The organism is Nonomuraea sp. NPDC050540, from assembly GCF_044457485.1.
Lineage (GTDB): Bacteria > Actinomycetota > Actinomycetes > Streptosporangiales > Streptosporangiaceae > Nonomuraea.
In genome coordinates, this window is the sequence record NZ_JBITHA010000002.1 from 38350 (window position 1) to 64350 (window position 26001).

A 26001-nucleotide genomic window follows, 5' to 3' on the forward strand; every position below is an offset into this window, starting at 1 on the left:
GCCCCTGGGGGACTTTGAGGGGCCCAGCTCTTTCCGGACAGCCAGGTTGTGGGCGTAGCCTACGCGGCTACCTGGGATGAATCGTGTTCGTTGAGGACCTCCTGGGGCGGACGATAGTCCAGCGCCGAGTGCGGGCGTCGCCGGTTGTAGAACCCTTCGATGTAGCGGATGACCTGCCGTCTCGCCTTGGCCCGGGAGGTGAACACGTAGCGGTTGAGCCACTCGGTCTTCAGGGCGGAGAAGAACGACTCGGCCATCGCGTTGTCGTAGCAGACCCCGGTGCGGCCGACCGAGCGGCGGATCTGCAGGGTGGTGCAGAGTCGGCCGAAGGCGTGGCTGGTGTAGTTGGAGCCGCGGTCGGCGTGAAAGATGGCGCCGGCGGCGATCCGGCCGGTGCCGATGGCCATGCGCAGCGCGTCGGCGACCAGTTCGGTGCGGTAGTGATCGGCCATCGCCCAGCCCAGTACCGTCTTGCTGTGGCAGTCGATGACGGTGGCCATACAGGAAGCCCTCCCAGGTGCGGATGTAGGTGACGTCGCCCACCAGCTTGGTGCCGGGCTGCTCAGCGGTGAAGTCGCGCCGGACCAGGTCGGGGATGCCGCGAAAGTCGCCCTGCTCGGTCGTGGTCGGGCGGAAGGTGCGCACCTGCACCGGGGTGAGATGGTGGCGGCGCATGAGCGCGCGGACCAGTTCGGGTGAGCAGACCTCGCCTTGGCGGGCCAGGGCGGCGTGGATACGCCGGTGGCCGTAGGTTTCGTGGCTGTCGGTGAAGATCTGCTCGATCAGCGCGGTCAGGTGCTCGCGCCGCTGGGTGGTGGCTGAGGCCGGCCGATCGCGCCACTCGTAGTAGCCCGAGCGTGAGACCTGTAGCCACCGGCACATCGCGGCGATGCGGTGGTTGGCCTTCTTCGCCTCGATCAGCTCGAACTTGGCGAGCGTCATCGAGTCTCGACCGAGAAGAAGGCGGCCGCTTTTTCAAGAACACCAGCTTCTCGCGCAGTTCGGCGTTCTCCCGCTCCAGCTCGCGCATCCGCGCCCGCTCCGGGCCCGATAGTGTCTGCTTGGGTTTGGGATGGATGGCCTTGTGCATGTTTACCCAGCTGCCGAGCGTGGTCGGGTTCATGTCGAACTCCCGGGCCACCGAAGCCACCGTGCGCGGGCCGTCCAGCACCATGCGGACGGCTTCCTCCTTGAACTCCGGCGAGAACTGCCTACGACGCCTCGTCACGTACCTATCTCTTCCAGACTCACTGTCAGGTTATGTTCCTGAATGTCCGGAAACTTCAAGGCGCCTCAGAGCGAGCTCATCTTCCTAGCCTGACCGTTCACTCCCTGGCAGCCCGGCCTCGTCACACACCGGTTACCCGCACGCCCGGGAGCGGAGCGTGTTGTGCGCCTGGATGTGCACAAGGACATAGACCATGACACGCATCCCAGGGTGTACTGGCGGCGCTCCCGGAAAGTCCGGGCAGCGCTCTAGCACGGGGGATCTGCCAATATGTCAAACTCGCATGCATCGCGGCGTCTTGGCGCATTCGCGCTGGCCGGAGCCGCGCTCGCTGGCGTGACCGCGCTCGCTTCACCCGCGGTTGCGGATACCACGGTGAGAATCAGTGTCGAGAACAGCGGATTAGCTCTGAGCGTTCAAGATGACTCACTGGCTCCGGGGGCGCGTATCGAGGTGCGTCCGTACAGCGGCCTGTTCCGCCAGCAGTGGATCATGAAGCAGGTGGCGTCATCTGGCACGAAGATCACGTTCGTCTACTCGCGGAAGGTGGCACCGAATCTCTGCCTGGCGGTAGAGGGCAATGCGTCCTTCTCCGGCACCCGGTTGGTGCAGCAGTCGTGCAGCGCCAGCAATCCGTTCCAGCAGTGGGAACGCGACTTCTCCGTCAACGCCACCTTCCTGGAGATGAAGAACAAGGGCAGCGGGCTGCTGACGACGGCAGACGGGACCTTCAACGGCGCCCCGGTCACGCAGCGCTTCGACGTCAGTGCCCGCAATCAGCGCTGGAGTGTCCTCGGGGCGTGATCCACCCTTCTTCTCCACCCCCAGCACCATGACCCTGAGTGAAGAGACACACAGCTCGACCTGCGGTTTTCCGAACTCACGTTCCCGCTATTCTAAATATAGAGCATCATGCATCTGGTGGTGCGTGTGGTCCTAGCGGTGACGCTCTGCGATTTTGTTGCGGTTCGGAGCTGAACCCGGCAGACAAACCACCAGCACGGAACCCGTCTACGTGGAACCGGTGATCAGCCGCCGCACGCTGGAATTGCTCTACCAGAGCAGCAACGCCTTCAACCCGGCCCCCTACCGCTCCGGAGTCGGATACTGACTTCGGACCCGCCACGAGCGCGACCGCCGGGCCCAGCGCGCCCCCTCGCGGCCGTCAGGCACCGCGCCGCAGGGTCGGACGGCCTGCGTTCTCATTGCTGAACGGTTTGCGCCGGGGCGGGAGAAACCGGCTCGCCTGCCCGTGCGTAGGTGAGGGTGCGGACCTGCTGGGCTTGATCGAAGAGTCGCTTCAGATCGGTGTGAAGAGCTGAAACGTCACCGGCGTAGCCGCTGACGCGGACCAGCTTCACCTCATAGATCAGGCCCCGCCAGGCGTCGCGGCGACGGGCTGCGTGCGCTCCCCGCCCGGAGCAGTCGAGGAAGCGAGTCGCGGCAGCCAACGCGGCCGATGCGATGGCCAGGAATGCAGCAGGAATCCGACCATCAGCGGAGGCCAGGCCGACTGCGCCCGAGACCGCTGCCAGGACCACGGCAGGCAACCCGAGCAGGAGGTCGGCGTAGTACCAGACCTTGGCATAGCGAGCCTGCTGTCTGCGTTGGCGTTCCGCATGCTCCTGGAGTTCATCAAGTTCGCTCCGCATGATGCGTAGCTGGTCGCCCGTCTCTCCCAGGGTCTCTGACATGTGGTCATCGTGGCGGATCTCGACTGAGCCGTACAGGCTCTTCACCGCAGCCGGCGACGCCATGAACGCCCTAATCCTCGACTGGGCGGCCGCGCGCCAGCCGTACCGCACCGGAGCGGAGGCGGTGCAGGACGAGCTGGCCGCCGTGCTGATCCTGGCCGGCACCAACGAGGTCAGCGAGCGGCTCAACCTACCGCCGCGAACTCGGCGAGATCACCGGGCCCGAACCCACCTACGCACTGCGCGGCGGCCGCTCCATCACCTTGGCGGTCGGCGACCACGTCAGGGTACGCAAGAACGACTACGGCTCCCGGCGCGCGGACGCCCTGTTCGCCGCCCACGGGTCGGGCGCCACCAAGGCCGAGATCCGCAGGCGCACCGGCCGCAGCCGCGACGAGATCGCCACCGCGCTGAAACCGGCCGGCTCTCAGCCGAGACGCGGGCTTTCGCCCAGGGAATGGAATGCGCCCGGACGCTGGACGAGCTGGCACTGCTGGCCGAGTTCGAGGGCGATGAGGCTGCGCTGGCCAGGATCAAGAGCGTCGCCGGCCGGTGGGGGCACAACGTCCGCTACGCCGTCGAATATTGGCGCCCGAGCGTGCCGGTCGAGGTGGAGCTCGTCACCGCCTGCCGCGCCTGCCGCTCACCTGCCGTGGGCAGGAGGCTCGTCGGCGACGCGAGCGCGTCAGGCGCGGAGCCCTCGTCGGGCGTGCCGGGATCTTGAGGCCGGTCGGCCCAGGTTCGGCGGCGGCGCAACAGCGCGGCAGCGGCGTACAGGCCGACCCCGGCGGTGGCCAGAACTGCCGAAAACATCGACCTCAACGCCACCCCATGCGTCAACCGGCGCGCCCAGCACCTGATCGACCTGGCCTACGCTCACGTCTGCCATAACGACGTCAACGCCGCAGTCACCGCCCTGCTGGCTTCTGAACGGCACAGCAGCGAACCCGTCACCTTCAACACCGCTGCTCGCTCCCCCATCGTGGAACTCGCCGAGGGATACCGGCGGCCACCCCAAGGCCTGCTCGAACTAGCCGCAAGGGTCCTGAAGGCGTGGGTCTGACCGGGCGCCGCCGGCCGTCATGCAGAACACATCCACGATGGGCGGTCCGATCGGACGTGGCGCGAAAGCACGGCGGGAAGCCGATCCCCGCTCCTGAAACAGTGTGAAGCCGAGGTTGCCGAAGAGTTCGACGACGCTGTCTCACGGGCCGTTGGTGGAGAACGGCGCCCGCCCCAGCCGTTCGGCAACCTCCGCAGCCAGGTAGCCGGCGGCCACCTGCGCCAGCAGTGGGGAGAACTCTTCGCGCACCCCATCGGCCACCGGCAGCACCGTTGCGGCCGTCGCCGCGACCTCGGCGTCGCAGGCCTCGCCGACGACGATCACGGCACGGCCGAGTTCGCGGGCCCGGCGTGCCACGGCCAGTGCCCGCTGCCTGCTGTGGCCCGGCGGGGCGAACACCACGGTTGGCATGTCCCGCGGGTGGGCCAGCACCTCTACGTGCTCCCACTCCTCGAGCTGCTGCGCGGAGGCGAACACTCCGGCCGCCTCGACGAGTTTCGCGGCGGTGAAGTGGGCGCTGCCGTGCCCGGGGCCACTGCCCAGCGCCAGCACCACCGGGGCGCCGGCCACCTGCTCGGCCACCTGGGCGCAGCTGTGCCGTACGAGGTCGGTGGTGGCCGCCACGGCGTCGGCCACCGCTGCGAGCTCGGCGCCGATGTCGTCGGCTTCGCAGTCCCCGAGGTGGCCCCGGGCCCGACCGATCTCGATCGCGACCAGGTAAAGCGTCAGGAGGCTGGCTTGAAAGGTACGGATCCCCGGGCACGGCAGCAACCCGGTCAAGGGCAGGACCAGCGCGCGTTCGGCGACCCGCGCCACGGCGCTCCCTTCGGTCGAGGTGACGGCCAGTGTCCAGGCGCCGTGCCTGCTGGCGCGGGCGAGCGCGTCGACGACCTGGGTGTTGCCACCCGAGGCGGAGACGCCCACCACCAGCGTGCGCACTCCCGCGCGGCGCTCGCACGGGGTGCCGTACTCCAGCAGGCGCGACGGGCCGCCCAGTTCGCACGCCACCCCGCCGAAGGTGTGGAAGGCCATCTCGGTGGCCAGCGCCGCGTGCAGGGAGTCGCCGTTCCCGGTCACCACAACCCGCGTCAGGCCATCCCACCCGATTCTGTTCTCCCGCCGCCGTGCGGCGTCCGCGACCACGGGGTAGCAGGCGCGCAGGTCCTCGCTCAGTGCGGCGATCTGGCGGGGTATCTCCGCCGGCGTGTAGGGAGAGGTCACCGTCATGCCCGCCTTCCTGTACTGATGCCCGTCGCAACGCTCGGCGTCCCTTTCGTTCTGGCTGTCGTGGTCACCGGTGGGCGGAACGCACGATGTCCACGTACGCCGCCACCTTGCCCTTGTCGATTACGCCGCCCCAGCCTCCGCTCTCCAGGCAGGTGCCGACAAACGCCCCGTCTGCCCCTTCTTCCGAGCCCAGCAGGCGGGCGGCGTTGCCGTGATGGGTGTTCCCGGCCAGGATGACCGGCAGCCCGGGGCAGGCGGCGCGGACGGCGGCGATCATGCCCAAGGCGACGTTGTCGTCGCGATGACACAGCGACACCGCGTCCGCGCCCGCCTGCCGTGCCATCGCGGCGACCTCGGCCACCGTCTTGCCACCACCGAACCAGGAATAGTGCATCGACTCCACCTCGGCGATCACCTTCACGTGCCGGGCGTCGATCTTGTTGCGGTACTCCGCCACCGCCAGCGGATCCCCCTGCACCAGACCTCCCGCCGTCATCGTGGCCCCGACCAGCGCCCCGACCCGGGTGAAGTGGCCACCGGCGACCTTCGTCACCGCCAGCGACGCCTGGACAGCGTCACGCATCAACTGGGCCCCAACCATGAACCCGGGCCCGACGGCCTCCACGACGGCTCGGGCGATGAGGGCCATCGCCGCGACCCGCGCCGGATCGCAGTCCGTTCCAGCGGCGTACACTCGGTCCACGGTCTGAATCAGGCACCCGTCCGCGCCGCCCTCTCCCAAGGCCAGGGCGGAGGTCACCGCGCGCTCCACGATCGGCTCGACGCCGCCCCCGTCGTGATACGGCGTGCCGGGCAGCGGCGGCAGATGAATCATGCCCAGCACCAGCAACGACCCGTCGTCCCTGCCTGACACCGCGATCCCTTTCGCCATCGACCACGCGCGAGAGCGGGTGGGTCACGTCAAGATCTCCAACTCCCACCATGACACCCGCCATGCTGATCGCCCACCCCCTGATCCCGAGCAACCCCTCCTGACGCCAGGTCACGTCCGTGCCGCGCGCCCGGCACACTTGAACGCCAAGCCGGGCGCATCCTCCGCTGCTTCACCTGACCAGAGCGCACAGGCCAAAACACCCGACCAGCGGCGCGGGCGCAGAGGCTCGAGGTCAGGTGCGCAGCACGGTGACCACGGCGTAGGCCAGGTGATCGGCGGCTCCGCGGGCGGCCGCAGGCTGCCGGATGAGACCCTGCGGGGTGGCGGAGCTGGTGGAGCCCTCCTCGGCCGCGTGAGGGTCCGCTCGCTGTTTCGTCTGTGTGTGCAATTGTCCGCAGAACAACGCCGGGGGCTGCCCTAGCGTGGGCGGGGACAGGTGGTTGCCCACCGGCGGAGAACGGGCCGGGCAACGCGTCCGAGAAGAGCAGGCCCGCCGCCTGATCATGATTGTTCTCACATTCTCCTCCCGCACCCCGAACGGCGCAGGCCGGGCCTCTGGGGGGGGCGGGCAGCGCTCCGGCCTGATCGCCGTGACAGCGCTGCTGACGGCGGCGGCGCTGAGCCCGCCCGCCTCGGCTACCGCTCAGCCACCCGCATCCGGCGCTCATCAGGGGAAGGCCCCCGCCGCGCAGGCCGCACCCTCCAGCGCGCACCGGGCCGCCGGGAAGCGCGGGCAGAACGTCACCGCCACGATGGTCACCAAGGGCGTGCGCAACCTGTACGGCGCCTTCCACCACAAAGGCGACTGGCTGCAGATGATCGATACCTGCCGCGACGGCAAGACCGGCACGCTGGAGGTGCGCTACCGCAGCTCGAAACCGATCGCTTACTACGACCTGTGGAACTACCCCCACCACTGCGGGCAGCGGTGGGTCAACACCAACTTCCAGGAGAACGAGTACGTCGGTATCCGGCTGTGCCGCCCTTCCGGCGGCAGCCGCCGGTGTACGCCCTGGCGCTGGGGCATCGCCTGAGCGCGGCGCCGTAGAGCAGCAGCGCTCTACCTCCCCACCGTCCAGGCCGTGAAGGCCCTTCAGGAGAGCCGCACCCTGCGACGAAGGGACTCGACATGCGTACATCGGAGGTAGCAATGACCAAGACAAGAGCCATCACCCCGGCCCTCCTTGTGGCCTCGCTGCTCGCAACCACCCCAGCGAGTGCCGCTCCGGCCGACGCCACTTCGGCGAGCACCACCCCAGCTAGCGCCACGCCGGCGAGCGCCGTCGCCGAGGCGCCGCCCCGCAGGGCTGACGGCAAGAGCCGTCCGGTCATCTTCGTGCACGGCTTCAACCGGAGCGCAGACACCGACTGCGCCGCCGCGTGGCACAACGCCCGGCTCGTACTGAAGAAGCACGCCTGGCGAGCCAGGTCCTACACCTTCGGCTTCTACCGAAGCGACCACAACTGCGACATGCACGCCAACGGCACCACCGACACCCGCCTCCAGACCGTCGGCGCGGCCCTGGCCCGGCGCATCTACAAGCACTTCACCAGCAAGGGCATAGCCGTCGACATCGTGGCGCACTCCATGGGCGGCCTGGTCGCCAAGGCCGCCATCCAGGGCACCAACCTGTACGGCAAGCAGAGCCGCAAGTGGCCGTCCCGCCTCTACGTCGAGGACGTCGTCACCCTCGGCACCCCGCACCGGGGCGCCAACTTCACCAACACCTGCACCTTCACCCACGAGCAATGCAGCGACATGCGGGTGGGCAACACCGGCTTCTTGAAATGGGTCGGCCACCGCCCACAGTCCCACATGGGCACCGACTACACCTTCGTGACCTCGACCGGCGACAACACAGTACCGGAGCGCTCCGCCACCGACGGCCACAGCGGCCCCCACTGGGTCAGCTACGAAGAGACCCTCGACAAAGAGATCACTCACTCCGAACTAAGCCAGACCGGCCCGAAGCCGGTGAGAGCGTGGAACGCCACCTGGCAGAACCGGGACGGCAAGCAGCACTCGGGCAAGATCGAAAGCCCTCTGGTCCACGCGCTCGCGGCCCTCTACCGCCACAGCACCTTCTGACCACATCTGCGGATTCCAGGAGCGGACATGCACATCCGGCATACAGTCGCCGTTCTCGCGCTAACGCTGACCGGCATCGCAGCGACGACCCCATCGGCATCCGCCGACCAGGCAGCGATGAGGGCGGACGGATGCAACCACTACACCTGTATCGAAGCGGGACCCAACAGCGCCAAGACCGGCATGGTCAAGGCCTCATGGCGCTGGAACCGCTGCTGGCCTCAGTCCCACTTCCACTTCTGGGGCCCCGGCTTCGACTTCAACACCCGTGAGCTGCGAAACTGCTCTGGCAGGCCACCCATAGAAACTCGCTGGTTCGGCCCCTTCAAGCGCGGCAAGTACTGCGTAGAGGGATGGTTCAGAGACGGCTTCGGCGCCTGGCACTCCATCGGCCTGCCTTGCGTCACCATCTGAGGTCGCGCCAGGCAGAGCACAGCGCGGTGCCCGTCCGGGTCTGGCGGGTCAGAGCGGAACGCCAAGGTCCCTGACCTGCGGCGGCCGATCTACCTTGGGGCTGGGGACACGCTCGGAGGCGGAACGCCGTATTGGACGGTCGTCAGCTGGAGCGCGTACCCCTGCCGGTTGTGCGGGCCACGGCATGCCTTGACCAGCTTCTTGTCCGCGTCGTCGAGGAAGAACACCTTCTCCAGCTCGACTTGCGATGGCGGCCCGCGCCGCCTCGCCGTCGCTCAGGAAATCAACGGGCATCCACGGAAAGTATGACCAATCAACACAGACCGTTATCAAAGCGATCGAACAGCTATGTCGTGATCACCCATCGTGCTGACAAGCTCAGCGCCGGGGAACGAACAAGGGACGTGATGGAACGAGAACGTCCGCCAGACCGTTCCGCGGCTCGGTTTCAACCGTTACGGTTGACCTGCGTGTACGGGCTTAACGGACGTTTTCGTTCCGCCGCACTTCGCCCCCCGAAACGGCGCTCAGGCTATCAAGCCAGCTTGAGTCCGGATTTACCGACGTCCTTCACCGGCATCCTGGGCGGACTCGCCGAGCGCTTGCCCTTACGCGTGACCCAGGTGCGCTTGAGGTTCACCGATCCCGACTCCTGCGACCCGCCGACACCCACCAGGATCTTCTTCAGCCCCTCCCCGGCCTGCCACCTAGAGAAGGCAACTTCACCGCGTGGCTATATGCGCGGAGCGTGTTCACGTGAAAGCGTGGAGTGACGAGCGGCAGGTCATCTGCCGTTCCGGTCCCCCGCTCTCGAAAGGTCGTGTCTCGTGCGTCTGCGTCAAGCCGCTCTGGCTCTCGCCGGAACGTTCGCTCTCGTCTCCGCCTTCGCCTCTCCCGCCAGCGCCGCCCACGGCGAGTTCCAGTACATCTACGTGGGCATCATCGGGCAGCCCCAGATCGGGGTGCTCCACGACCCGCCGAGCGGCCAGTGCATCACGCTGCCCGAGGTCGCCAATCCCAGCGCGAGCGCGCCCGCCCACTCGCCGCGCAACAGGACCTCGTCCACGGCCACGGTCTTCACCGAGCCCGACTGCGAGGGGGACTGGTTCACGCTGAGGCCGCACACGGGACAGGGTTCCGACCGGCTGAAGCTCCGCTCCGTGGTCTTCTCCTGACCCATCGGGCCGGCTCTCCAGCCGGCCCGTATTCCGCATCCCGCACCGTCGAATTACCGGCCTCGAAGGTGGTGGCGCGGTGCATGTCCGTCATCGCGGTGCGGGCGGCGGATATGGCGTCGCGGGGCGCCGGACTCATCGCCCAGGCCGCGTCGCATGTAGCGGGTGACGAAGACCCGGTGCCGGGCGGGGTTGTGATGGCCTGGAGCAAGCGCGAGCCGAATTGACGCCCGAGGAGCGCAAGCAGGCCTACGACCGCGTCATCGGCGCCCTGCTCGCCGTGGCCGAGCGGACCGACAGACAGGTACAGGGCGCGTTCACCCAAGGGCTTCGCCGCGGGAACGCACCCCGCTGGCTGCCCGCGGACATCGACCACATGGTCACCGATTCCGCGAACTGGATCGAGGCCGAAGGCCTCACCTTCAGCGCCGCCGTGTGTCTGGCCGTGGAGATGGGCTGGGACGAGCCCGCCTGGGAACTCATCTCCAGCGTGGAGCTTTTGAACATGCACGCCGGCTTCAGCCCCGCCCGCGTCGCCGAGATCGAGACCGTCGTCGAGGTCTGCCGCCAGAACGGCAACCGGCACGGCGAAGCGATGATGCTGCGCACGCTGGCGACGGCCTTCACCGCCACCGATCAACTCGGCGCCGCCCGAACCCGCTTCGAACAGGCGGCGGCGATCGTCGACGAACTCGACGACGACTTCGGCCGCGCGATGTGCCACGGCGGTCTGGGACTCGTGGACATGCTGCAGGGCAACCTCGATGACGCGCTGGAAAGACTCGAGCTCTGCCGGGCACTGTGCGAGCAGATCGGCAACCCGACCAAGGCCGCCGACACGATGGCCCGGATGGCGGGCCTGCATCTGCAGCGCGACCTGCCGGACAAGGCCCTGCGCCTGGCCAAGGACGGGCTCTCCGCCCTGCCCACCGGCGACCCCACCACCTCCACGGTCGAAGGCAACCTGCTACGCGTACTCGCCGAGGCCGCCGGCAAGCTCGGCCTGCACCAAGAGGCGCTGGAGGCCTCTACACGGAGCGTGACCCTGGCCAGGCAGATCGGCCACCTCCTCCTGGAGGCCCTGGCCCTGCGCAGCCGTGGCGAGGCAAGGATCGCTTTGGGATCACCCGCGGACGGGCTCGCCGATCTCCGACTGGCGCTGCAACTGGCCCTCCGGATCCGCGACCGATGGGTCGAGGGCCGCGTCCTGCTCACCTTCGCAGAAGCCGAACCCGATCGCGCCATCAGCCACCTCGAAACCGCAGCCACGATCTTCGCCGAAATCGGGACGCCAGTCTGGCACGAGCGAACCCTGACCGCGCTCAACGCCGCCCGTACACGGCGCTGACCCCGCTGGACACTCGCCCAATGTGTTCGGCTGCCAATCAGGACCAGCACCGCCATCGATACGGGATCACTGGAGTGCCTGCACAGTCGGTCGTTGAGGAAGTCGAACATGTGGGATAAGTCAGACGCAACCTCTCGACAGCGCAGTGTGTGCGCAGGTCAGTACCGCTTGATGACCGCATTTGTCATGTCGGTCCCGGAACCTTTGGCAACTGCGCATGCCCTTGCCTCTGGCGGGAGACCGGTCAGCGCTGGTGTCGAAGTCCGGACGGAGCCACGGACTGACGTCGGCGGCCAGCACGATCCGGCCGTCGGTGGCGCGAGGCAACGGCAGCGAGGAGAGGGCGGACCGCAGCCGGGCCACCTCGATCCGTCCCCCGTTCAGGCCGTCGTACAACGAGCCGTGCCCGCGCCGGTGCTCGGGCGCTAAAGCGAGTTCGACCAGCGTCCGAACCGGGCCGTCGGTGCACAACAGCGCCTCGACCAGCTCGAACAGCTCATCCGCACGCGCCGTCAGGCAGCCGTAGAGTTCCCGGCGGAAACTCGACAAGGCGACGACCACAGCGGCCTTCCCGGACACGCCTCCCAAGATTTCAGACCGGTGAACGGACCTTTCCTTGGCCCTGGTGCTGACACGACACACAGTAGGACCGTACGACACAGCCAAGCACCCCGGAGAAGTCCGAACGGCGCATTCGCGCCGAACTCGTGGCGCGATTCGGGGTCGAGTTCGACCTTCAGGAGGCCTAATGCGTCAGCGCATCATGGCCGCCTAACGTCCGGTTGTTTGCCTGGCTCAAGAATCCTTCGGTAGATGAGACTAGTTGCGAGACGTAATCAAACCGCTACCTCAAGATCCCACCCCACGATGCAACGCGGCGAAGACGAACTCAGTGTGTACAGACTAAAGATCTGTGTGCGCTACTGCAACGACAGACCTCGCCACCGCGTGCATCCTCTAGAGAAGACCTCGGCAAAGTTGTGCCCGACAAGGCACTCTTCTCAGTTTGCGAAAGGAATCAATCTTCGATGCGAAACAAGCTCCTCATGGCACTGGCCGGTTCGGCACTTGCCGTATGTCTGACTGCAGCACCTTCGAACGCGACCGTAGGAACAACCTCCAAGGGGGGCGCTGTAGGAACGGCTTCCAAGGGAGCCAGCGTCTCCATGATGTCAGGGTACGTAAACTTCAGATCCCCCGGCACTCTCCCATGCGGCCGATCCGCCTCCGGCTGGAGTCGTTTCTACCGTCACTGTGCAAGTGGTGGGGCCATTGAAGTCCTCGCCCGTTTCGCTCTCGTAGGAAACACGATCGCGTGCGTGGGCGCTGGACAGGCCGTGTGGGTAAGTATCGCCACGACCTACAGCCTCGACTGGAACGGCAGAAGGTGCAGCAAGCCCGGAACTCAAAGGCCTGCCTAAGGCAGCGTCCGCACATAGTCACATCAGATGCATTGAATGGCAGGTTATAGCCTGGCACTAAGTGTCCGGCCGGAGCAGGCGTTCTGCGTTGACTCGAAGGCCTTATCCGACTGAAGAGTGCGAGTTGAGCCAATGAGCATGGTGGGCTCGGCGTACGGCAGATCGCCTGAGACCGGTGGCGGTGCACGGGGAGGACTTCATACGAACAACCGCCCGGGGGTTGACTCACTTCGCACAAGAGGGATATGGCGAGCATCCGTTCATTCAAAGGATCCTGCGGCCGAACTTCTAGTGATCTCCCCGTCGTGAAAATGGAGATGCCCCAGCCTGGCGGCCGGGGCATCTCGTTGTGTTAGCCCCGATTCTTCAGTGAGCTGTGCTATGTGAGCGGCTCCGCCGTTTGTGCAACCTGCCGATAATCCCGTCCCGCTCGAAAACATTGTCTCGGGCTCTGAGCTGGGTGTACCGCGTCAAAAGGCACCAACGGCGCATGAGCTGCAACAACGCGACGCCTCACACGTAGATACTGAGCATTCGCTCAGAATCTGGTCGAGTGAATACTCAGGCGAGAATGATCATTTCTTAAGCACTTCCAGGTCAGAGTAGGTGGACGAATATTCGGCACCCACAGGCTCAGTAGGCGACCCAGAGGGCGTACGATCCGGGGCTCGTCGCCCCTTTCTCCGTAAAGGTCTCGCAGGAGAAGAAAAGCCACGTGCCGTTCGCCACGCCGGCGTTGCCGAGGTCAAGGCATTGCTGGCCGGGGCCGGTGGTGAAGTACTGAAAACCCGTCGGGCCGCTGGGGGTTCGGTGGGATTCGTACGACGACTGTCGCGGCACCTGGGCAGTCGCGGCATCGGCGGTCGCGGCTTGCGCAGCGTGCGCCGGCGTGGCACCGAACAGCAGCCCAGCCAGGGCGAACAGCCCCAGCAACGTTGCCGGTGTGATCCGAGACCACCGCCGCACCCTGCCTACCGCGACCCCCGGGACGCGACTGGTGAGCTCACTCTTCATTTGGCTGTCCTTCCATGGATTCTCCTCGGGTCTACCGCCCGTACGGCCGGCCTGACACTGATTCGTACGGTCGGCACGGTTGGATGGGACCTGTTGGCCACCGACAGACCGGACTTCGCGCGGGCGTAGGAGACGAAGCCGGCGCCGTCCGGTTGACCCCCACGGACGTGGGGACCTCGGACCCTGCAGCCCCGGCGACATTCTGCTCGCCGGTTCACCCCCACGCGGGGGTGATCCGGTCTGGCAGGCGCCGTTGACGGTCGAGGAGCTCTCGTCCCCACGCCCGTGGGGCAACTTAGCGTCAAGGATGATCGGCTCGTCGGCGCACAACAGGAGCACGCCGTGCTGTTCGAGCTGGTTCTCGACCTGGGAGGTATGCCCCAGAGTCAGTCGCGTTGCTGGTCCCAGCGGTGCAGCAGGGCGGGCAGTTCGCCGAGCAGGAACTCGTAGAAGGCGTGCATCTGGGCCAGCCGCCGGTGGGCGGGATCACCCTGCTCGGTGGCGGCGATCCCGGCGGCAGCGGCCTGGAGCATGGCCTGGATCACGGTGTTCTGGCTGGTGAACAGGGTGGCCCAGGCATCGTCGCGGAGCCGGTAGTGCTCGCGGCGGCTACCGGGGGCGGGCAGGCGTTCGATCAGCCCGACCGTGGCCAGGGATTTGATCGCGCCCGAGACCGACCCCGCGCTGGCCTCCAGCCGCATCGCGATCTCGCCGGCGGTGACGCTTTCCTGGTCGGTGAACAAGAACACCGCCAGGGTGCGCGCGGCCATGCGCTGCAGCCCGCCCTCGGTCAGGGTCAGGGCCAGCCGTTCCGCCGCCTGCCACTCTTCGAACCTGTCGTTCACGTGCGCCTCCCTCTCATGAGACAGGCTATCGAACACCCCAACTGTTCAGTAATTTCCGAAAATTCGGTATGATGCTCGTATCGGCCTCTCGCGAGAGGTTCGATGGTGTGCCGGGAAGCCTGGTCGGCGATGTGACCTCTCATCAGATCCGACAGGAAGCAGATCCGGCCATGACCCTGCTCAGCCGTTTGTACGGCGTGCGACCCGCCCTTGCTCACCGGGTGCGCGTCCGGCACAACGTGGAGATCCCGGCCGCCGACGGGGTGCGACTGCTGGCCACGCACTACTACCCGGCCGGTCAGCGGCGGCCTCCGCTGGTGCTGCTGCGCAGCCCGTACGGCCGCGGCAACCCCCTGGACCAGCTACCCAAGCTGCTGGCCGAGCGCGGCTACCAGGTGCTGTACCAAAGCCTGCGCGGCACGGCCGGCTCCGGTGGCCGTTTCGACGGTTTCGTCATCGATTCGGCCGACGGCGACGGCACGCTGAGCTGGTTGCGCGCCCAGCCGTGGTTCGGCGACGAGCTGGCCACGTGGGGCGCCAGCTACCTCGGCTTCGTGCAGTGGGAGCTGGCAGCCCGCGACATCCCGGAGTGGAAGGTCGCCCTGATCCAGGACGCGCCGTCGTCGTTCGCCGAACACTTCATGTATCCGGGCGGGGTGTTCGCGACGGGCAACGCGCTGGGCTGGGTGCAGCTGGTGGAGCGGATGTTCACCGGCGGCTACGGCGTCGCCCGCCAAATGGGCGGCATGATCGGCGCCGCCCGGCGGCTGTCGCGTGCCACGCTCACCCTCCCGCTGCAGGAGGCCGATCGGGCGCTGACCGGGCACGCGGTGACCTGGTTTCGGGACTGGGCCGGTCACGGTCCCGGCGAGCCATACTGGGCTAGCACGGATCACCGCGCCAACGTCGCGCGCATGCCGCCGGTGGTGCACCTGCAGGGCGGCTGGCACGACTTCTTCCTGCCGGAGATGCTGGCTGACTACGCCGCCCTGCTCGCCGCCGGGCGGCAGGTGCGGCTGCTGGTCGGGCCGTGGGGCCACGGGCGCGGTCTCTACACCCGCCAAGGCCTCACCGACGCGCTCGCCGTGCTGGATGCCGCGCTGCTCGGCCGGCAGGCGCCCACGGGTGTGCGATTGTTCGTCACCGGCGCGGGCCGCTGGATCGACCTGCCCGCCTGGCCGCCCGCGCACGAGGCGACCCCCTGGTTCCTGCACCCGGGCGGCGGGCTCAGCCGTACCCAGCACGATGGCCAGAGCCCTCCCAGCCACTACCGCTACGACCCCGCCGACCCCACCCCCACCGTCGGCGGCACGCAGGTAGGCCTGTCAGCGGGCCCGAAAGACAACCGCCGTGTCGAGGCCAGAGCCGACGTGCTCACCTTCACCACCGCACCCCTGACCGCCGACGTCGAGGCCATCGGCCCTGTCCGCGTGCGCCTGCACACGCGCTCGGACAACCCGCACGTCGACTACTTCGCCCGCCTCTGCGACGTCGACCCGCGAGGCCGATCGGTCAACGTGTGCGACGGCATCATCCGCCTGAGCGAGCCGGGCGACATCCGTGCTGTCGAGGTCACCCTGTGGCCGATGGCCCACCGCTTCCTGCGCGGCCACCGCATCCGGCTGCAGGTCTCCAGCGGCGCCCATCCGCGCTTCGGCCGCAACCCCGGCACCGGCGAACCGCTCGCCACCGGACGCGGCCTGCGCTCCTCGGAGCATGAGATCTTCCACGACCACCACAACCCGTCAGCCCTCTGGCTGCCGCTCACCCCTGGAGCATCGTGAAACTCCTTGTCCTCGGAGGTACCCACCACGTCGGCCGCGCCATCGTGGAGGCCGCGCTGGAGCGCGGCGATGAGGTGAGCACCCTCAACCGCGGCCTCAGCCGCGCCCCCGCGCCCGGCGTGCGCGCGCTCGTCGCCGACCGCACCGACCCCGAGTCCGTGCGGCAAGCACTCGGCGAGGACGAGTGGGACGCCGTCATCGACACCTGGGCCTGGGCCCCGCGGGTGGTCCGCGAGTCCGCCCGCCTGCTGACCGGCCGAGCCGGGCACTACGGATACGTCTCCAGCCGCGGCGTGCACCGCTGGCCCTGGCCGCCCGGCGCCGACGAGCACGCGCCGCTGGTCGACGGCGACCCCGCCAGCACGGACGACGCCGACTACGCCGCGGCCAAGCGCGGCGGCGAGCTCGCCGTCGCTGAAGCCTTCGCAGGGCGGGCGCTGCTGGCCAGGGCCGGGATGATCCTCGGCCCGTATGAGGATGTCGGCCGGATCCCGTGGTGGCTGCGCCGTCTGGAGAAGGGCGGCCGCGTCCTGGCCCCCGCGCCCGCGGACACGCCCCTGCAGTACCTCGACGTCCGCGACCTGGCGGCCTGGATGCTCTCGGCCGCCGAGCGCGGCCTCGGCGGCGCCTTCACCGTGACCGGCCCGCCCGGCGCGATCACCCTCGGCGACCTGCTCACGACGATGCTGCAAGTCACCGGCTTCGACACCGAACTCGTCTGGGCCGACCCGGACCTGCTCATCCGGCACGGCTTGCCGCTCGGCATGGAATTCGGCCTGCGCCTGCCGGACGGCGGCGTCCCGAGCGGCATGCACGACGCCGACGTCGGCGCCGCCCTGGCCGAAGGACTCGCCGTCCGCCCGCTGCGTGAGACCCTCGCCGACACCTGGGCCTGGCTGCAGGCCGAAGGCGATCCGGTGCCGCGAGCCGATGCCCCTTCCCCTGACACCTGGCTGGACGCCACCGCCGAACAGCGGCTGCTCGACCAGCTCTCCCACTCTTAGAAGGAACTCGACGACATCATGCGCGCCGTCATCATCGGAGCCGGCATCGCCGGCCTCGCCGCAGCCCTGCGCCTGCGCCAGATCGGCTGGGACACCCTCATCGTCGAACGCGCGCCCCAGCGGCGTGGCGGCGGCTACGCCGTGACCTTCGGCGGCATCGGCTACGACGCCGCCGAACACCTCGGCATCGTCGACGACCTGCGAGCCAACGGGTTCGACACCACCGAGCTCGTCTACCACAAAGCCGACGGCTCACGCCGCTTCGCCCTGGATCGCGCCACCATCGCCGCCACCACCGGCCCGCGCTCGATCACCATCCTGCGCGGCGACCTCGAAGCCGTCCTGTACGAGAAGGTGGAGGGCCACACCGAGATCCGCTTCGGCACCACCCTCACCCACGTCGACCAGGACGACCGCGCCGTCCGCATCACCCTGAGTGACGGCGCGGTGGAGGAGGCCGACCTGCTGATCGGCGCCGACGGGCTGCACTCGGCCACCCGCGCCCTGCTCTTCGGCCCGGAGGAGGACTTCCTGCTCGACCTGGAGCACAAGGTCGCCGTGTTCATGCTCGACCAGCGGCCGGAGTCGATCGCGCCGGGCGCGACCGGCACCCTTTCGTCCAACGGCCGCACCGCGGCGGTCATCAGCGTCGGCGACGGCCGCAATGTCGCCTTCTTCGGCTACCGCGCCGACCACGCCCGCCCCGGCGAGGACGTCGCCACCCAGCTGGAGCGCGTCTACGGCGACCTCGGCTGGGTCATCCCCGAGGCCCTGGCGGGGCTGGAGCGGGCCGACTCGGTCTACTTCGACACCATCAGCCAAGTGGTCGCCCCGTCCTGGAGCAAAGGCCGCGTGGTCCTGCTGGGCGACGCTGCTTGGTGCGTCACCCTTTTCGCCGGGTACGGCTCCGCGCTGGCCGTCGGCGGCGCCGACCGCCTCGGCACCGAACTCGAGGCCCACCCCGGTGACGTTCCCACCGCCCTGGCCGCGTGGGAGGCCGCCATCCGGCCCGAGGCCGAACGCAAGCAGAAGCTCGGCCGCCGCGTCAAAGGCGTCTACGCCCCCGCCAACCCGGTGGTGCTGTGGCTGAGCCAGCTGCCGTTGCGGCTGGCCGCCCTGCCGCCGGTGCGCCGGTACATGATCCGCCGCTTCATCAAAGGCTGAGCAATGCGGGACACCTGGCCGCCCGCGCGGCCAGGTGTTACATTCCAGGCGAATCTAGGAAACGCGCCCCGGACGAGGGGCGCGAACGTCGGTGAGCCGGGAAGCCTGGTCGGCCCGCGATCAACAGATCGCGGAGCTAGGAGGCCCCCTTCCGATGCGCCCGACCACCACCCTGCTCACCTGCGGTATCGCCGCCGGCGTCCTCGTCCCCGCCCTGCTCTTGCTCGACGGCGCCACCCGGCCCGGCTACAGCCTCTGGCACCACGGCGCCAGCCAGCTCGGCACCGGCGAGCGCGGCTGGCTGCAAACCGTCAACTTCGTGCTCGGCGCCCTGCTGCTCCTCGCTTTCGCCGCCGGGCTGCGCCGTGCGCTTCCGCCCGGCAGTGCCGCCTTCTGGGGGCCTGCTCTGCTGGCGGCCTGCGGGCTGGCGCTGGCCGTGGCAGGACTGGTGCCCACCGATCCCGCTCTCGGCTACCCACCCGGGCAGCCCGAGGCGGTCACCGCCGCGGGCCGAGCTCACGGGCTGGCCGGCTTGGTGCTGTTCGCCGGACTGGCGGCCGCGCCGTTCGTGCTGGCGCGGCGTCTGCGTGGCGGCAGCCGCGGGTGGGCCGCCTACTCACGCTGCACGGGTGCGCTGGTCATCGCCTTCGCCATCGCCGCCGGGATCGCCTTTCGCCTGGACGCCTCCGGCGTGCTCCGGCCCGCACCCGCCGGGCTACTCGAACACGCCGCCCTGCTGGTCGGCTTCGCCTGGATCATCGCCGTCGGCCTGCGCTTGCGCCGCGCGAACACCACGACGGAGGCGTGAGCGATGCCGATCGCGCTGAAGATGCTGGCCGTCGTCGGCCTGGAACACCTCAGCTTCACCACCGGCCTGCTCGTAGGCCTCACGCTGATCCAGGTGCTGTTCCACCGCTTCACCCACCCGCTCCCGCCGGACCGCGAACCGCCGCCGCCCGTCACACCGATCAAGACTCTGTCATATGCCATCCAGGCCGATCCCCGGCCGGCCTGGCGCGACATCCTCCTGCAGGGCGCGCTGCCGACCCGGGCGCTGCTCATGCTCATCACGCAGCCATGAAGGAGCATCTGCCAGGCAGCGCAGGCGGCCCGGTCATCGAGGTGTCTGGCCTGACCAAGCGCTACGGCGACGTCCTGGCGGTCGACGACGTCGGCCTGAGCGTGCGGGCGGGCCAGACATACGCCCTGCTCGGACTCAACGGCGCCGGCAAGACCACACTGATCCGCATGCTACTCGGCATGATCACCCCCACCGCCGGATCAGCCCGAGTCCTCGGCGCGGCCGTCACAGCCGGACAGCGCTCGGCCTGGGCCCGCACCGGCTACCTGGTCGAAGCCCCGGCCGCCTACCCCGAGCTGACCGTGCGCGAAAACCTCCACCTGTACGCCCGCCTACGCCGGCTCAACCATCCCGGCCGGCATGTGGAAGACATCATCGAACGACTGGCCCTGGCCCCCTACGCCGACCGGCGCGCCCGCACCCTGTCCATGGGCAACCTGCAGCGCCTGGCCCTGGCCAAAGCCCTCATCCACACTCCGGACCTGCTCATCCTCGACGAGCCGGTCAACGGACTGGATCCCGCCGGCGTGGTGGAGATCCGCACCCTGCTGACCGGCCTGGCCCACCAGCACGGCACCACCGTGCTGATCTCCAGCCACCTGCTGGCCGAAGTCGCCCGCCTCGGCGGCCGCATCGCCATCCTGCACCAGGGCCGGCTGCTGGCCGAGCACGACGCCGACAGCCTGGACGCGCACCGGCGCCGCCATCTGAAGGTCGCCACCCGCGACGACGCGACAGCGCACCGGGTGCTGCGCGAGCACGGCTACCACCCCGAACCCGGCCTGCTGCTGACCGACCAGCGCGCCCTGGCCAGGCCCGAACAGGTAGCCACCGTCCTGGTCAAAGCGGGCGTGCCGCCCACCGAACTCCACCTGGTGGAAGAAGATCTGGAAGCCTACTTCCTGCGCATTGTCGGAGTCGGCCATGCGTGAGGCGTTGTGGAGCGAACTGCTCAAGGCCCGGCGCAGCCTCCTGCCCGCGCTGACCGCGCTCGCCTTCACCCTCATCACCCTGGTCTGCGGCCTGTTCATGTTCATCCTGGCCGAACCCGCCCGCGCCCGCGCACTGGGCCTGCTCGGCGACAAGGCCCAGCTGTCCGGCGCCGCCGCCGACTGGCCCGGCTACCTGGGCCTGCTGGCGCAAGCGGTCGCCGTCGGCGGCCTGCTGGTCTACAGCATGATCGCCATCTGGGTGTTCGGCCGCGAGTTCAGCGACCACACCGCCAAAGACCTGCTCGCCCTGCCCACCTCCCGCACCACCGTCGTGACCGCCAAGTTCATCCTCACCGCTGCCTGGGCCATGGCGCTCGCCACCGCCGCAGCCGCCGCCGGCCTGCTGCTCGGCGCGCTGCTGGCCCTGCCCGCATGGTCGGCGCAGACGGCCACAGCCGGAGTGGTGCGGATCCTGGCCGCCGCCGCGCTGTCGGCCGCACTCACCACCCCGCTGGCACTGGCCGCCAGCATCGGCCGCGGCTACCTGGCCGCCGTCGGCGTGCTGTTCGTGCTGGCCTTCGCCGCCCAGATCATCGCCGCACTCGGCTTCGGCGCCTGGTTCCCCTACTCGGTGCCCGGCCTGTACGCCGGCATCGCCGGGCCCGGCCACGACCCACCCGGACCGATCAGCGTCCTGCTCGTCCTGACCACCGGCGCCGCCGGCGTGGCGGCGACCCTCGCGTGGTGGCGCAACGCCGACCACGACCGCTGACCCGAGCTGACACTGACGTCATCAGGGAGCCGGACCTCATGGATGATCTTGGTGCGTGAACGGCCGCCGCACTCTGCTGGCTCTCAGAAACCGTCGTTAGATGAACGTCCCTCAAGGCGCCAGGCGGGGTCCGGTGGGCGGCTTCCGTCGCCTCGCATTTCGTTCAGCGGTGTCTAGCCTGGGGCCATGACATTGCGGTTCGATGGGGAGTGGATCATCAGCGACAGCTGCAAGCAAGTCGCCAAAGCTGAACCTGGTGGCCGATGGGTGTTGTCCTGGCTGTCGGGCACCTTCGACAGGGAACAGGCGATCGCTCTGATGACCCGCGCAGAGAACGGCGACCTGGACGCCGACCCCGAACAGCCACCACCTCACGCCGATGACCCGTCTTCCCCAACCCCCATGGCAGAGCGGCAGGAGCCAGAAGGCAACCCACGTTAGGCAAGGCCCACGGGGCGTGCGACGTCCGTGAGAGACGCGTTCCGGGGAACGTGACCTGCGCCTCGCGCGGCCAGTGGTGCGCCTTTGAGGACGCACTGGAGGGCCCCGGTGGGCTGGGATCTGGTCCAACCTGGTCGATGAGAGCGACGGCGAGCCTGATGCCGGCGCGCCCGGCTCGGACGAATCCGATGTCGTCGTACACGGCCGGCGGCGTCGTCCCGGCCACAAGATCGCGACGGTTGCCGGCGCCGAGCACGACCCTCGATGAGGACGGTGGTGGGCATGGTCCCTCCTTCGGCCTCGCGGCTGTGATCGGCCACCTTCAGGCGAAGGTCTTCCCCGCACCCCCCGCCGGACGCAGAGGTCCACCTCGCCGGGCGCCGCGGGTGGCTGGGCCGTGATGACGATCGAGGCATCGGACGGCGGGTACTCCCCTTCCGTGGCCGGGCACGTTCATCGCCTTACTGACCACGGACGCCGCACGCGAGCCGTACGAGAGAACCGGCCCGGAGACCGTCTGAGAACAAGAAGGGCGGGATCGGGCAAGTAGCGCTGATCGGTTTCTGGGAGAAAGGCGCCGGATGCATGAGCCCGACCCGCGACTCGACGACGACGCGGTGGTCATCGCGAAGTCCCGCGAGGAGCCTGAGTGGTTCTCGGTGATCTTCGACAGGTACTACGGCGCGATCCACCGCTACGCCGCCGCCCGCCTCGGCTCCGACGTCGCATCGGACGTGGCGGCCGAGACGTTCCTGATCGCCTTCGACCGGCGTACGCGCTATGACCTGACCTGCGATCAGGCACGCCCGTGGCTCTACGGGATCGCCACCAACCTGATCGGCAGGCACCGCCGCAGCGAGGTCCGTTTCTACCGGGCCATGGCCCGCGCGGGCACCGCGGAGCCGGACGGCGGGCACGCCGACCGCGTCACCGAGCGGGTGGCGGCCGAGCGGCTGAGCCCGGAACTGGCCCGCGGCCTGGCCGGGATGTCACGTGGTGACCGCGACGCGTTGCTGCTGGTCGCGTGTGCCGGATTCAGCTACGCCGAGGCGGCGCGGGCACTCGGCGTGGCGGTCGGCACGGTCAGTTCCCGCGTCAACCGGGCGCGGCGCAAGCTGCGCGCGCTTCTGGGTCCCACGGCACGGGAGGTCTTCAACCATGGATGAGATGGCGATGCTGAAGAGGTACCACGACGCCCAGCCGGAGCCCGGTGGCGAGGAGGTCGGGGTAGCCAGGGCCCGGTTGCGGGACCACGGCCGGGTTCGGGATCACGGCCGGGTGCGGCCCGTGAGACGTCGGCGGCCGTTCCTGGGGCTGGCCACCCTGGTCGCGCTGGCGGCCCTCGTGGCGGGCATCTCGTTCTGGCCCGCGCAGGAGCGGGAATCCGTGCGCCTGGTTCCCCGGGTGGTGGAGACCACGTTGCGGCCGGTCGCCGGCGCGGCGGACCTGGCCGCGAACGCGGCGGTCCTGGCGGCGGCGGAGAGCGACGACGTCTTCGCCCCGACCGACTGGGCCTACATGAAGACCGACACCGGGGAACTGTGGCGGCGGGTGGACGACACGAAGTTCGCCACCCGCTCCAGAGACGGCGAACTAGAGGTGCACGAGGGCTCGGAGTTCGAGGTCGGCTATCCCTTCCTGCTGTCGCTGCCGACCGACCCGGAGGCGTTGCTGGCCCGGATGGACCAGCAGATCGTGGAGGAGAACGCCACGGCGAACCGGCCCGAGATGAGCGAGGACGAGCGTCACTTGTGGGCGTTCCGCCTGATCTCCATGGGGATGGGAGAAACCGTGCTGCCCGCGAAGCTGCGCGCGGCCATGTACGGGGCGATGGCGCGGATCCCGGGGGTGAAGTACGAGGGCGGTGTGAAGGATCCGGCCGGACGCCCGGCCATGTCCCTCTTCCACGGCGACGAGCGGGTCTACATCCACCCCAAGACCTACGAGTACATGGGCTTCCGCTGGCCGGGTCAGAAGATCATCGTGTACAAGGCCGTGATCGTGGACCGTGCGGGCGAGCGGTCATAGCCGGCCACATCGAGGTGTTCGTGGCCCTGTTCACCATGTACGGGCACAAGATCGGGCGATGAAGTACACCACGGGCACCGAACAGACGCAGGACAAGCACCCCGACGAGCCGCCGTCCGCGCCGAGCGCGTCCAGGCGGGCGCTGAAGGTCGCCCAAGCGACCGGAGCGTTTTCGTAAGTGCCTGGCGCGATGCGCGGTTCTGCGGTGCGTCATGTCGGGCTCGGCATTGGCGGTGGGTGCGCAAGACCAGGGCCCGGGTGCCGGCGGTGCTGGGCACGTCGCCGGAGGCCAGGGCGTGCGGGACGGAGTGAGTAGTCGGCGCGGAGCGTCAGGCGACGGCGATCTCTTGCAGTCCGGGCGATCACGAGCACACTCACGGTCGGTCATTCCCGGGGCATCCGGGAACACGGTGAGAGGAGCGAAAGATGACCATCCCCGTGAGCATCGACAACAAGATCGGGTAGGTGACCACCTAACGCTACGACCAGTTGGTCATCCAGGCGCGTGAACTGGTCCACAAGATCGCCAAGGCACAGTTCGCGATCGGCGATCTGATTCTCGAGCGCCGCAACTCGCGCCGCTGCTGTGCGCGGCGCACCGGCGAGCAATACCGCCGCGACGACCGTGACTCCTCCGGCAGAGAAGGACCACAGTTCGCGCGCGTCCTGGCGGTCGCACGCCGGTTCACGCCACCGATTGTCACAAGCTCAGGAGCTGATCGCCGCCCTGAAGAAGCTCGCCGGCCCCACTGTCTCGGCCCTGGCGCGCGGAATCTGCGCGCACGATCTCACCTCTCGGGCCGTTTCACCACGTAATCGGTGCCAGTGGTCCGCGCCACGTGCGCGATGGCGTCGAACGCCTCGAACACCGGCATGTCCAGGAAATAGTCGGCCATGCGCGAGTGCCGGAAGGACTTCGCGTCGTTGATGTGCGGACGGGCCGCGCGTAGATCGGCGAGCGTCCAGAGCCGGTCGGTGGGAAATGCTGCCTCGATGCTGCCCTCGGCGGGTGAGGGAAGCGGCGCGTCGTACCAGGCGCCCTGGGGCCGCTCCGGGGTCGGTTCTCCTAGCGTGGTGGTACGGCCCAAGCTGGAGGTGACGCCGATGGCCCGGTAGTCGTCTCCCAGAGCGGCGGCGAGGTGGACGCCGGTCGGCAGAAGCGGGTTGCCGTGGCTGTCGGCCGCCGGTGTGCGCTGGATGTGCCAGTTGTGCGCCGCCAGCACCACGCGCGTGCCGTCCTCCACCAGGCGCAGCACGGACTCGGCCATGTAGACGTCACGAAACGTCGAGGCGGACTCGAAGCCCTCCTGGGCGTTGGCGCGTTGGAGCTGGTCGAGGTACCAGGCGCCGCGCAGGTGCCACATGGCCGTATCGTGCTCGGCCCCGTGGCCGTGGGCGCGCTGGACGAGAGCCAGGCGCTGCAGGTGCCCCATCAGCCGGCTCAGCGCGCTGGTGAGCAGGTCCTGCTCGCCAGGGTCGAGGCTCTGGTAGCGGCCGAGCGCCGTGAAGATCACGGGGGCATGGAAACGCTGCGCCACGCTGACCGCCTGTTCCAGCAGCGGAAGCGCCTCCGGGGCAGCCCAGCGCACGTAGCCGGCCACCTCCTCCAGCGCCGGCAGCGGCGATGCCGCGGCCCCGGGCAGGTCGGTGCCCAGGCACCGCAGCGGCGGCTCTGCGGCGGTGCGGTTCCGCTCTCTCATCCAGGTCAGCATCTCGTGCATTTCCTGGCACTGGCCCAGTGACAGGGCGATACCGTCTGCGGCGATCTGCTCCACGGTGCCGGGGCCGCCACGGACCCAGCCGTCCAGGACCTGCCCCTGAGTGAAGGGGGCCTCCAAGGCATACACCTCGAAACCGCACCGTTCGACCAGGAACCGCAGGATGCGGTGGCGTATCTGGTAGAACTCCCGGACGTGGTGGGAGCTCTCCCCAAGCGCCACGACGCGCGCCCCACCGACGATGTCCCGCAGCGGTTCAAGATCGTCGACGGTGAACCGGAAGTCCAGGGTTTCCAGGGCCAGGGCATGATCGCTGACCCAGCTGGCGAAACTCGTTCGGTGGCTCGCTTTTACGTTCATGCCCGACAGCGTTTCGTGGTGGGCCTGCCATGGTCGTCATGCCTGAGGAGGGAGTTGAGGGTACGGCTGGCGGAGCAGACGCGTTCCTGAGTACGACATGGGAAGTATCCAGGTGGTCTGTATCCCTCAACCGGCCGGCGACGTTCACGCCCGCGTCGGCGTGATGGCGGTAGAAGCTCATCACCGCGCGGACGCGTACGGCGATCGTCGACTCCGCCGGGGTGGTGGCGTCGTCCGACTGGATCACTGAGATGCCGACGTGGCCGCGGCGAAGCTGCCCAAGGAAGGTGCCGATGTCGGCGAC

The 26001-nt window shown here is 68.7% G+C and carries 28 protein-coding genes and 1 pseudogene; 19 read left to right on the top strand and 10 right to left on the bottom strand.

All coding sequences use genetic code 11. The annotated features are described in order from the left end of the window. Positions 1-59: 59 nt before the first annotated feature. Positions 60-1228, bottom strand: a pseudogene (locus ACIBI5_RS06640) (IS3 family transposase). A gap of 270 nt (positions 1229-1498) precedes the next feature. Here ACIBI5_RS06640 and ACIBI5_RS06645 point away from each other — a divergent pair. After that, positions 1499-2032, top strand: a complete 534-nt coding sequence (locus tag ACIBI5_RS06645; RefSeq protein ID WP_397243897.1) for an RICIN domain-containing protein — start codon at positions 1499-1501, stop codon at positions 2030-2032. 398 nt (positions 2033-2430) lie between these two features. On the opposite strand, the gene ACIBI5_RS06650 is transcribed toward ACIBI5_RS06645, so the two are convergent. Then, the gene (locus tag ACIBI5_RS06650; protein WP_397243899.1) at positions 2431-2922 is read right to left on the bottom strand and encodes a hypothetical protein; all 492 of its coding nucleotides are present in this window, start codon (positions 2920-2922) and stop codon (positions 2431-2433) included. A 457-nt stretch (positions 2923-3379) separates the two neighbouring features. Here ACIBI5_RS06650 and ACIBI5_RS06655 point away from each other — a divergent pair, with 457 nt between their 5' ends. Both ACIBI5_RS06655 and ACIBI5_RS06660 read left to right on the top strand, forming a co-directional pair. Next, positions 3380-3646, top strand: coding sequence for a hypothetical protein (locus tag ACIBI5_RS06655; RefSeq protein WP_397243901.1), 267 nt, complete (start codon positions 3380-3382; stop codon positions 3644-3646). A 66-nt stretch (positions 3647-3712) separates the two neighbouring features. Further along, positions 3713-3985: a hypothetical protein gene (locus ACIBI5_RS06660; RefSeq protein ID WP_397243903.1), complete on the top strand. Its 273-nt coding sequence runs from the start codon at positions 3713-3715 to the stop codon at positions 3983-3985. 141 nt (positions 3986-4126) lie between these two features. On the opposite strand, the gene ACIBI5_RS06665 is transcribed toward ACIBI5_RS06660, so the two are convergent. The 3 genes from ACIBI5_RS06665 to ACIBI5_RS06675 all read right to left on the bottom strand — a co-directional run bounded on the left by ACIBI5_RS06665 (position 4127) and on the right by ACIBI5_RS06675 (position 6495). Further along, a complete protein-coding gene (locus ACIBI5_RS06665; protein WP_397243905.1) occupies positions 4127-5212 on the bottom strand; it encodes an SIS domain-containing protein in 1086 nt (361 codons plus the stop codon). A 64-nt stretch (positions 5213-5276) separates the two neighbouring features. After that, positions 5277-6086, bottom strand: coding sequence for a BtpA/SgcQ family protein (locus ACIBI5_RS06670; RefSeq protein ID WP_397243907.1), 810 nt, complete (start codon positions 6084-6086; stop codon positions 5277-5279). Between the two features lie 253 nt (positions 6087-6339). Continuing rightward, positions 6340-6495: a hypothetical protein gene (locus tag ACIBI5_RS06675; protein ID WP_397243909.1), complete on the bottom strand. Its 156-nt coding sequence runs from the start codon at positions 6493-6495 to the stop codon at positions 6340-6342. A gap of 202 nt (positions 6496-6697) precedes the next feature. Here ACIBI5_RS06675 and ACIBI5_RS06680 point away from each other — a divergent pair, with 202 nt between their 5' ends. The 3 genes from ACIBI5_RS06680 (at position 6698) to ACIBI5_RS06690 (ending at position 8610) form a co-directional block, all read left to right on the top strand. Further along, complete coding sequence (locus tag ACIBI5_RS06680; RefSeq protein WP_397243911.1) at positions 6698-7141, top strand: hypothetical protein; 444 nt, start codon at positions 6698-6700, stop codon at positions 7139-7141. A gap of 116 nt (positions 7142-7257) precedes the next feature. Beyond that, entirely contained in the window at positions 7258-8196 is a 939-nt protein-coding gene (locus ACIBI5_RS06685; protein ID WP_397243913.1) for an esterase/lipase family protein, read from the top strand. Positions 8197-8223: 27 nt separating this feature from the next. Continuing rightward, complete coding sequence (locus ACIBI5_RS06690) at positions 8224-8610, top strand: hypothetical protein (RefSeq protein ID WP_397243915.1); 387 nt, start codon at positions 8224-8226, stop codon at positions 8608-8610. Between the two features lie 89 nt (positions 8611-8699). Here the strand turns inward: ACIBI5_RS06690 and ACIBI5_RS06695 are convergent, their stop codons facing one another. After that, positions 8700-8846: a DUF4158 domain-containing protein gene (locus ACIBI5_RS06695; RefSeq protein ID WP_397245277.1), complete on the bottom strand. Its 147-nt coding sequence runs from the start codon at positions 8844-8846 to the stop codon at positions 8700-8702. Positions 8847-9437: 591 nt separating this feature from the next. Here ACIBI5_RS06695 and ACIBI5_RS06700 point away from each other — a divergent pair. The 3 genes from ACIBI5_RS06700 to ACIBI5_RS06710 all read left to right on the top strand — a co-directional run bounded on the left by ACIBI5_RS06700 (position 9438) and on the right by ACIBI5_RS06710 (position 11133). Next, positions 9438-9785, top strand: a complete 348-nt coding sequence (locus tag ACIBI5_RS06700) for a hypothetical protein (RefSeq protein WP_397243917.1) — start codon at positions 9438-9440, stop codon at positions 9783-9785. 83 nt (positions 9786-9868) lie between these two features. Beyond that, entirely contained in the window at positions 9869-10012 is a 144-nt protein-coding gene (locus ACIBI5_RS06705; RefSeq protein ID WP_397243919.1) for a hypothetical protein, read from the top strand. After that, positions 10009-11133, top strand: coding sequence for a tetratricopeptide repeat protein (locus ACIBI5_RS06710; RefSeq protein WP_397243921.1), 1125 nt, complete (start codon positions 10009-10011; stop codon positions 11131-11133). The genes ACIBI5_RS06705 and ACIBI5_RS06710 overlap by 4 nt, the downstream gene beginning before the upstream one ends. Positions 11134-11253: 120 nt before the next feature. On the opposite strand, the gene ACIBI5_RS06715 is transcribed toward ACIBI5_RS06710, so the two are convergent. The 3 genes from ACIBI5_RS06715 to ACIBI5_RS06725 all read right to left on the bottom strand — a co-directional run bounded on the left by ACIBI5_RS06715 (position 11254) and on the right by ACIBI5_RS06725 (position 14413). Next, on the bottom strand, positions 11254-11712 hold the full coding sequence (locus ACIBI5_RS06715; protein ID WP_397243923.1) for a transposase: 459 nt from the start codon (positions 11710-11712) through the stop codon (positions 11254-11256). A gap of 1475 nt (positions 11713-13187) precedes the next feature. Next, positions 13188-13568, bottom strand: a complete 381-nt coding sequence (locus ACIBI5_RS06720) for a hypothetical protein (protein WP_397243925.1) — start codon at positions 13566-13568, stop codon at positions 13188-13190. Positions 13569-13954: 386 nt separating this feature from the next. Then, positions 13955-14413, bottom strand: a complete 459-nt coding sequence (locus ACIBI5_RS06725) for a GbsR/MarR family transcriptional regulator (RefSeq protein WP_397243927.1) — start codon at positions 14411-14413, stop codon at positions 13955-13957. A 170-nt stretch (positions 14414-14583) separates the two neighbouring features. Between ACIBI5_RS06725 and ACIBI5_RS06730 the strand changes: the two genes are divergently transcribed. From ACIBI5_RS06730 to ACIBI5_RS06775, 10 genes are all read left to right on the top strand, one after another. Then, the gene (locus ACIBI5_RS06730) at positions 14584-16197 is read left to right on the top strand and encodes a CocE/NonD family hydrolase (RefSeq protein WP_397243929.1); all 1614 of its coding nucleotides are present in this window, start codon (positions 14584-14586) and stop codon (positions 16195-16197) included. Then, entirely contained in the window at positions 16194-17201 is a 1008-nt protein-coding gene (locus ACIBI5_RS06735) for an NAD-dependent epimerase/dehydratase family protein (protein ID WP_397243931.1), read from the top strand. The genes ACIBI5_RS06730 and ACIBI5_RS06735 overlap by 4 nt, the downstream gene beginning before the upstream one ends. Positions 17202-17219: 18 nt before the next feature. Beyond that, positions 17220-18365: an FAD-dependent monooxygenase gene (locus ACIBI5_RS06740; protein WP_397243933.1), complete on the top strand. Its 1146-nt coding sequence runs from the start codon at positions 17220-17222 to the stop codon at positions 18363-18365. Between the two features lie 154 nt (positions 18366-18519). Beyond that, complete coding sequence (locus tag ACIBI5_RS06745) at positions 18520-19173, top strand: DUF998 domain-containing protein (protein WP_397243935.1); 654 nt, start codon at positions 18520-18522, stop codon at positions 19171-19173. Positions 19174-19176: 3 nt separating this feature from the next. Then, entirely contained in the window at positions 19177-19446 is a 270-nt protein-coding gene (locus tag ACIBI5_RS06750; protein WP_397243937.1) for a hypothetical protein, read from the top strand. Next, complete coding sequence (locus ACIBI5_RS06755) at positions 19443-20378, top strand: ABC transporter ATP-binding protein (RefSeq protein WP_397243939.1); 936 nt, start codon at positions 19443-19445, stop codon at positions 20376-20378. Before ACIBI5_RS06750 ends, ACIBI5_RS06755 begins: the two co-directional genes overlap by 4 nt. Next, on the top strand, positions 20371-21150 hold the full coding sequence (locus ACIBI5_RS06760; RefSeq protein WP_397243941.1) for an ABC transporter permease: 780 nt from the start codon (positions 20371-20373) through the stop codon (positions 21148-21150). Before ACIBI5_RS06755 ends, ACIBI5_RS06760 begins: the two co-directional genes overlap by 8 nt. Before the next feature lie 186 nt (positions 21151-21336). Next, positions 21337-21591, top strand: a complete 255-nt coding sequence (locus tag ACIBI5_RS06765) for a hypothetical protein (RefSeq protein ID WP_397243943.1) — start codon at positions 21337-21339, stop codon at positions 21589-21591. Between the two features lie 581 nt (positions 21592-22172). Further along, positions 22173-22757, top strand: a complete 585-nt coding sequence (locus ACIBI5_RS06770) for an RNA polymerase sigma factor (RefSeq protein WP_397243945.1) — start codon at positions 22173-22175, stop codon at positions 22755-22757. 1 nt (position 22758) lies between these two features. Next, positions 22759-23619, top strand: a complete 861-nt coding sequence (locus ACIBI5_RS06775) for a CU044_5270 family protein (RefSeq protein WP_397243947.1) — start codon at positions 22759-22761, stop codon at positions 23617-23619. Between the two features lie 788 nt (positions 23620-24407). On the opposite strand, the gene ACIBI5_RS06780 is transcribed toward ACIBI5_RS06775, so the two are convergent. After that, positions 24408-25697 (bottom strand): erythromycin esterase family protein, encoded by a 1290-nt coding sequence (locus tag ACIBI5_RS06780; protein ID WP_397243949.1) that lies wholly within the window; start codon positions 25695-25697, stop codon positions 24408-24410. Positions 25698-26001 lie beyond the last annotated feature (304 nt).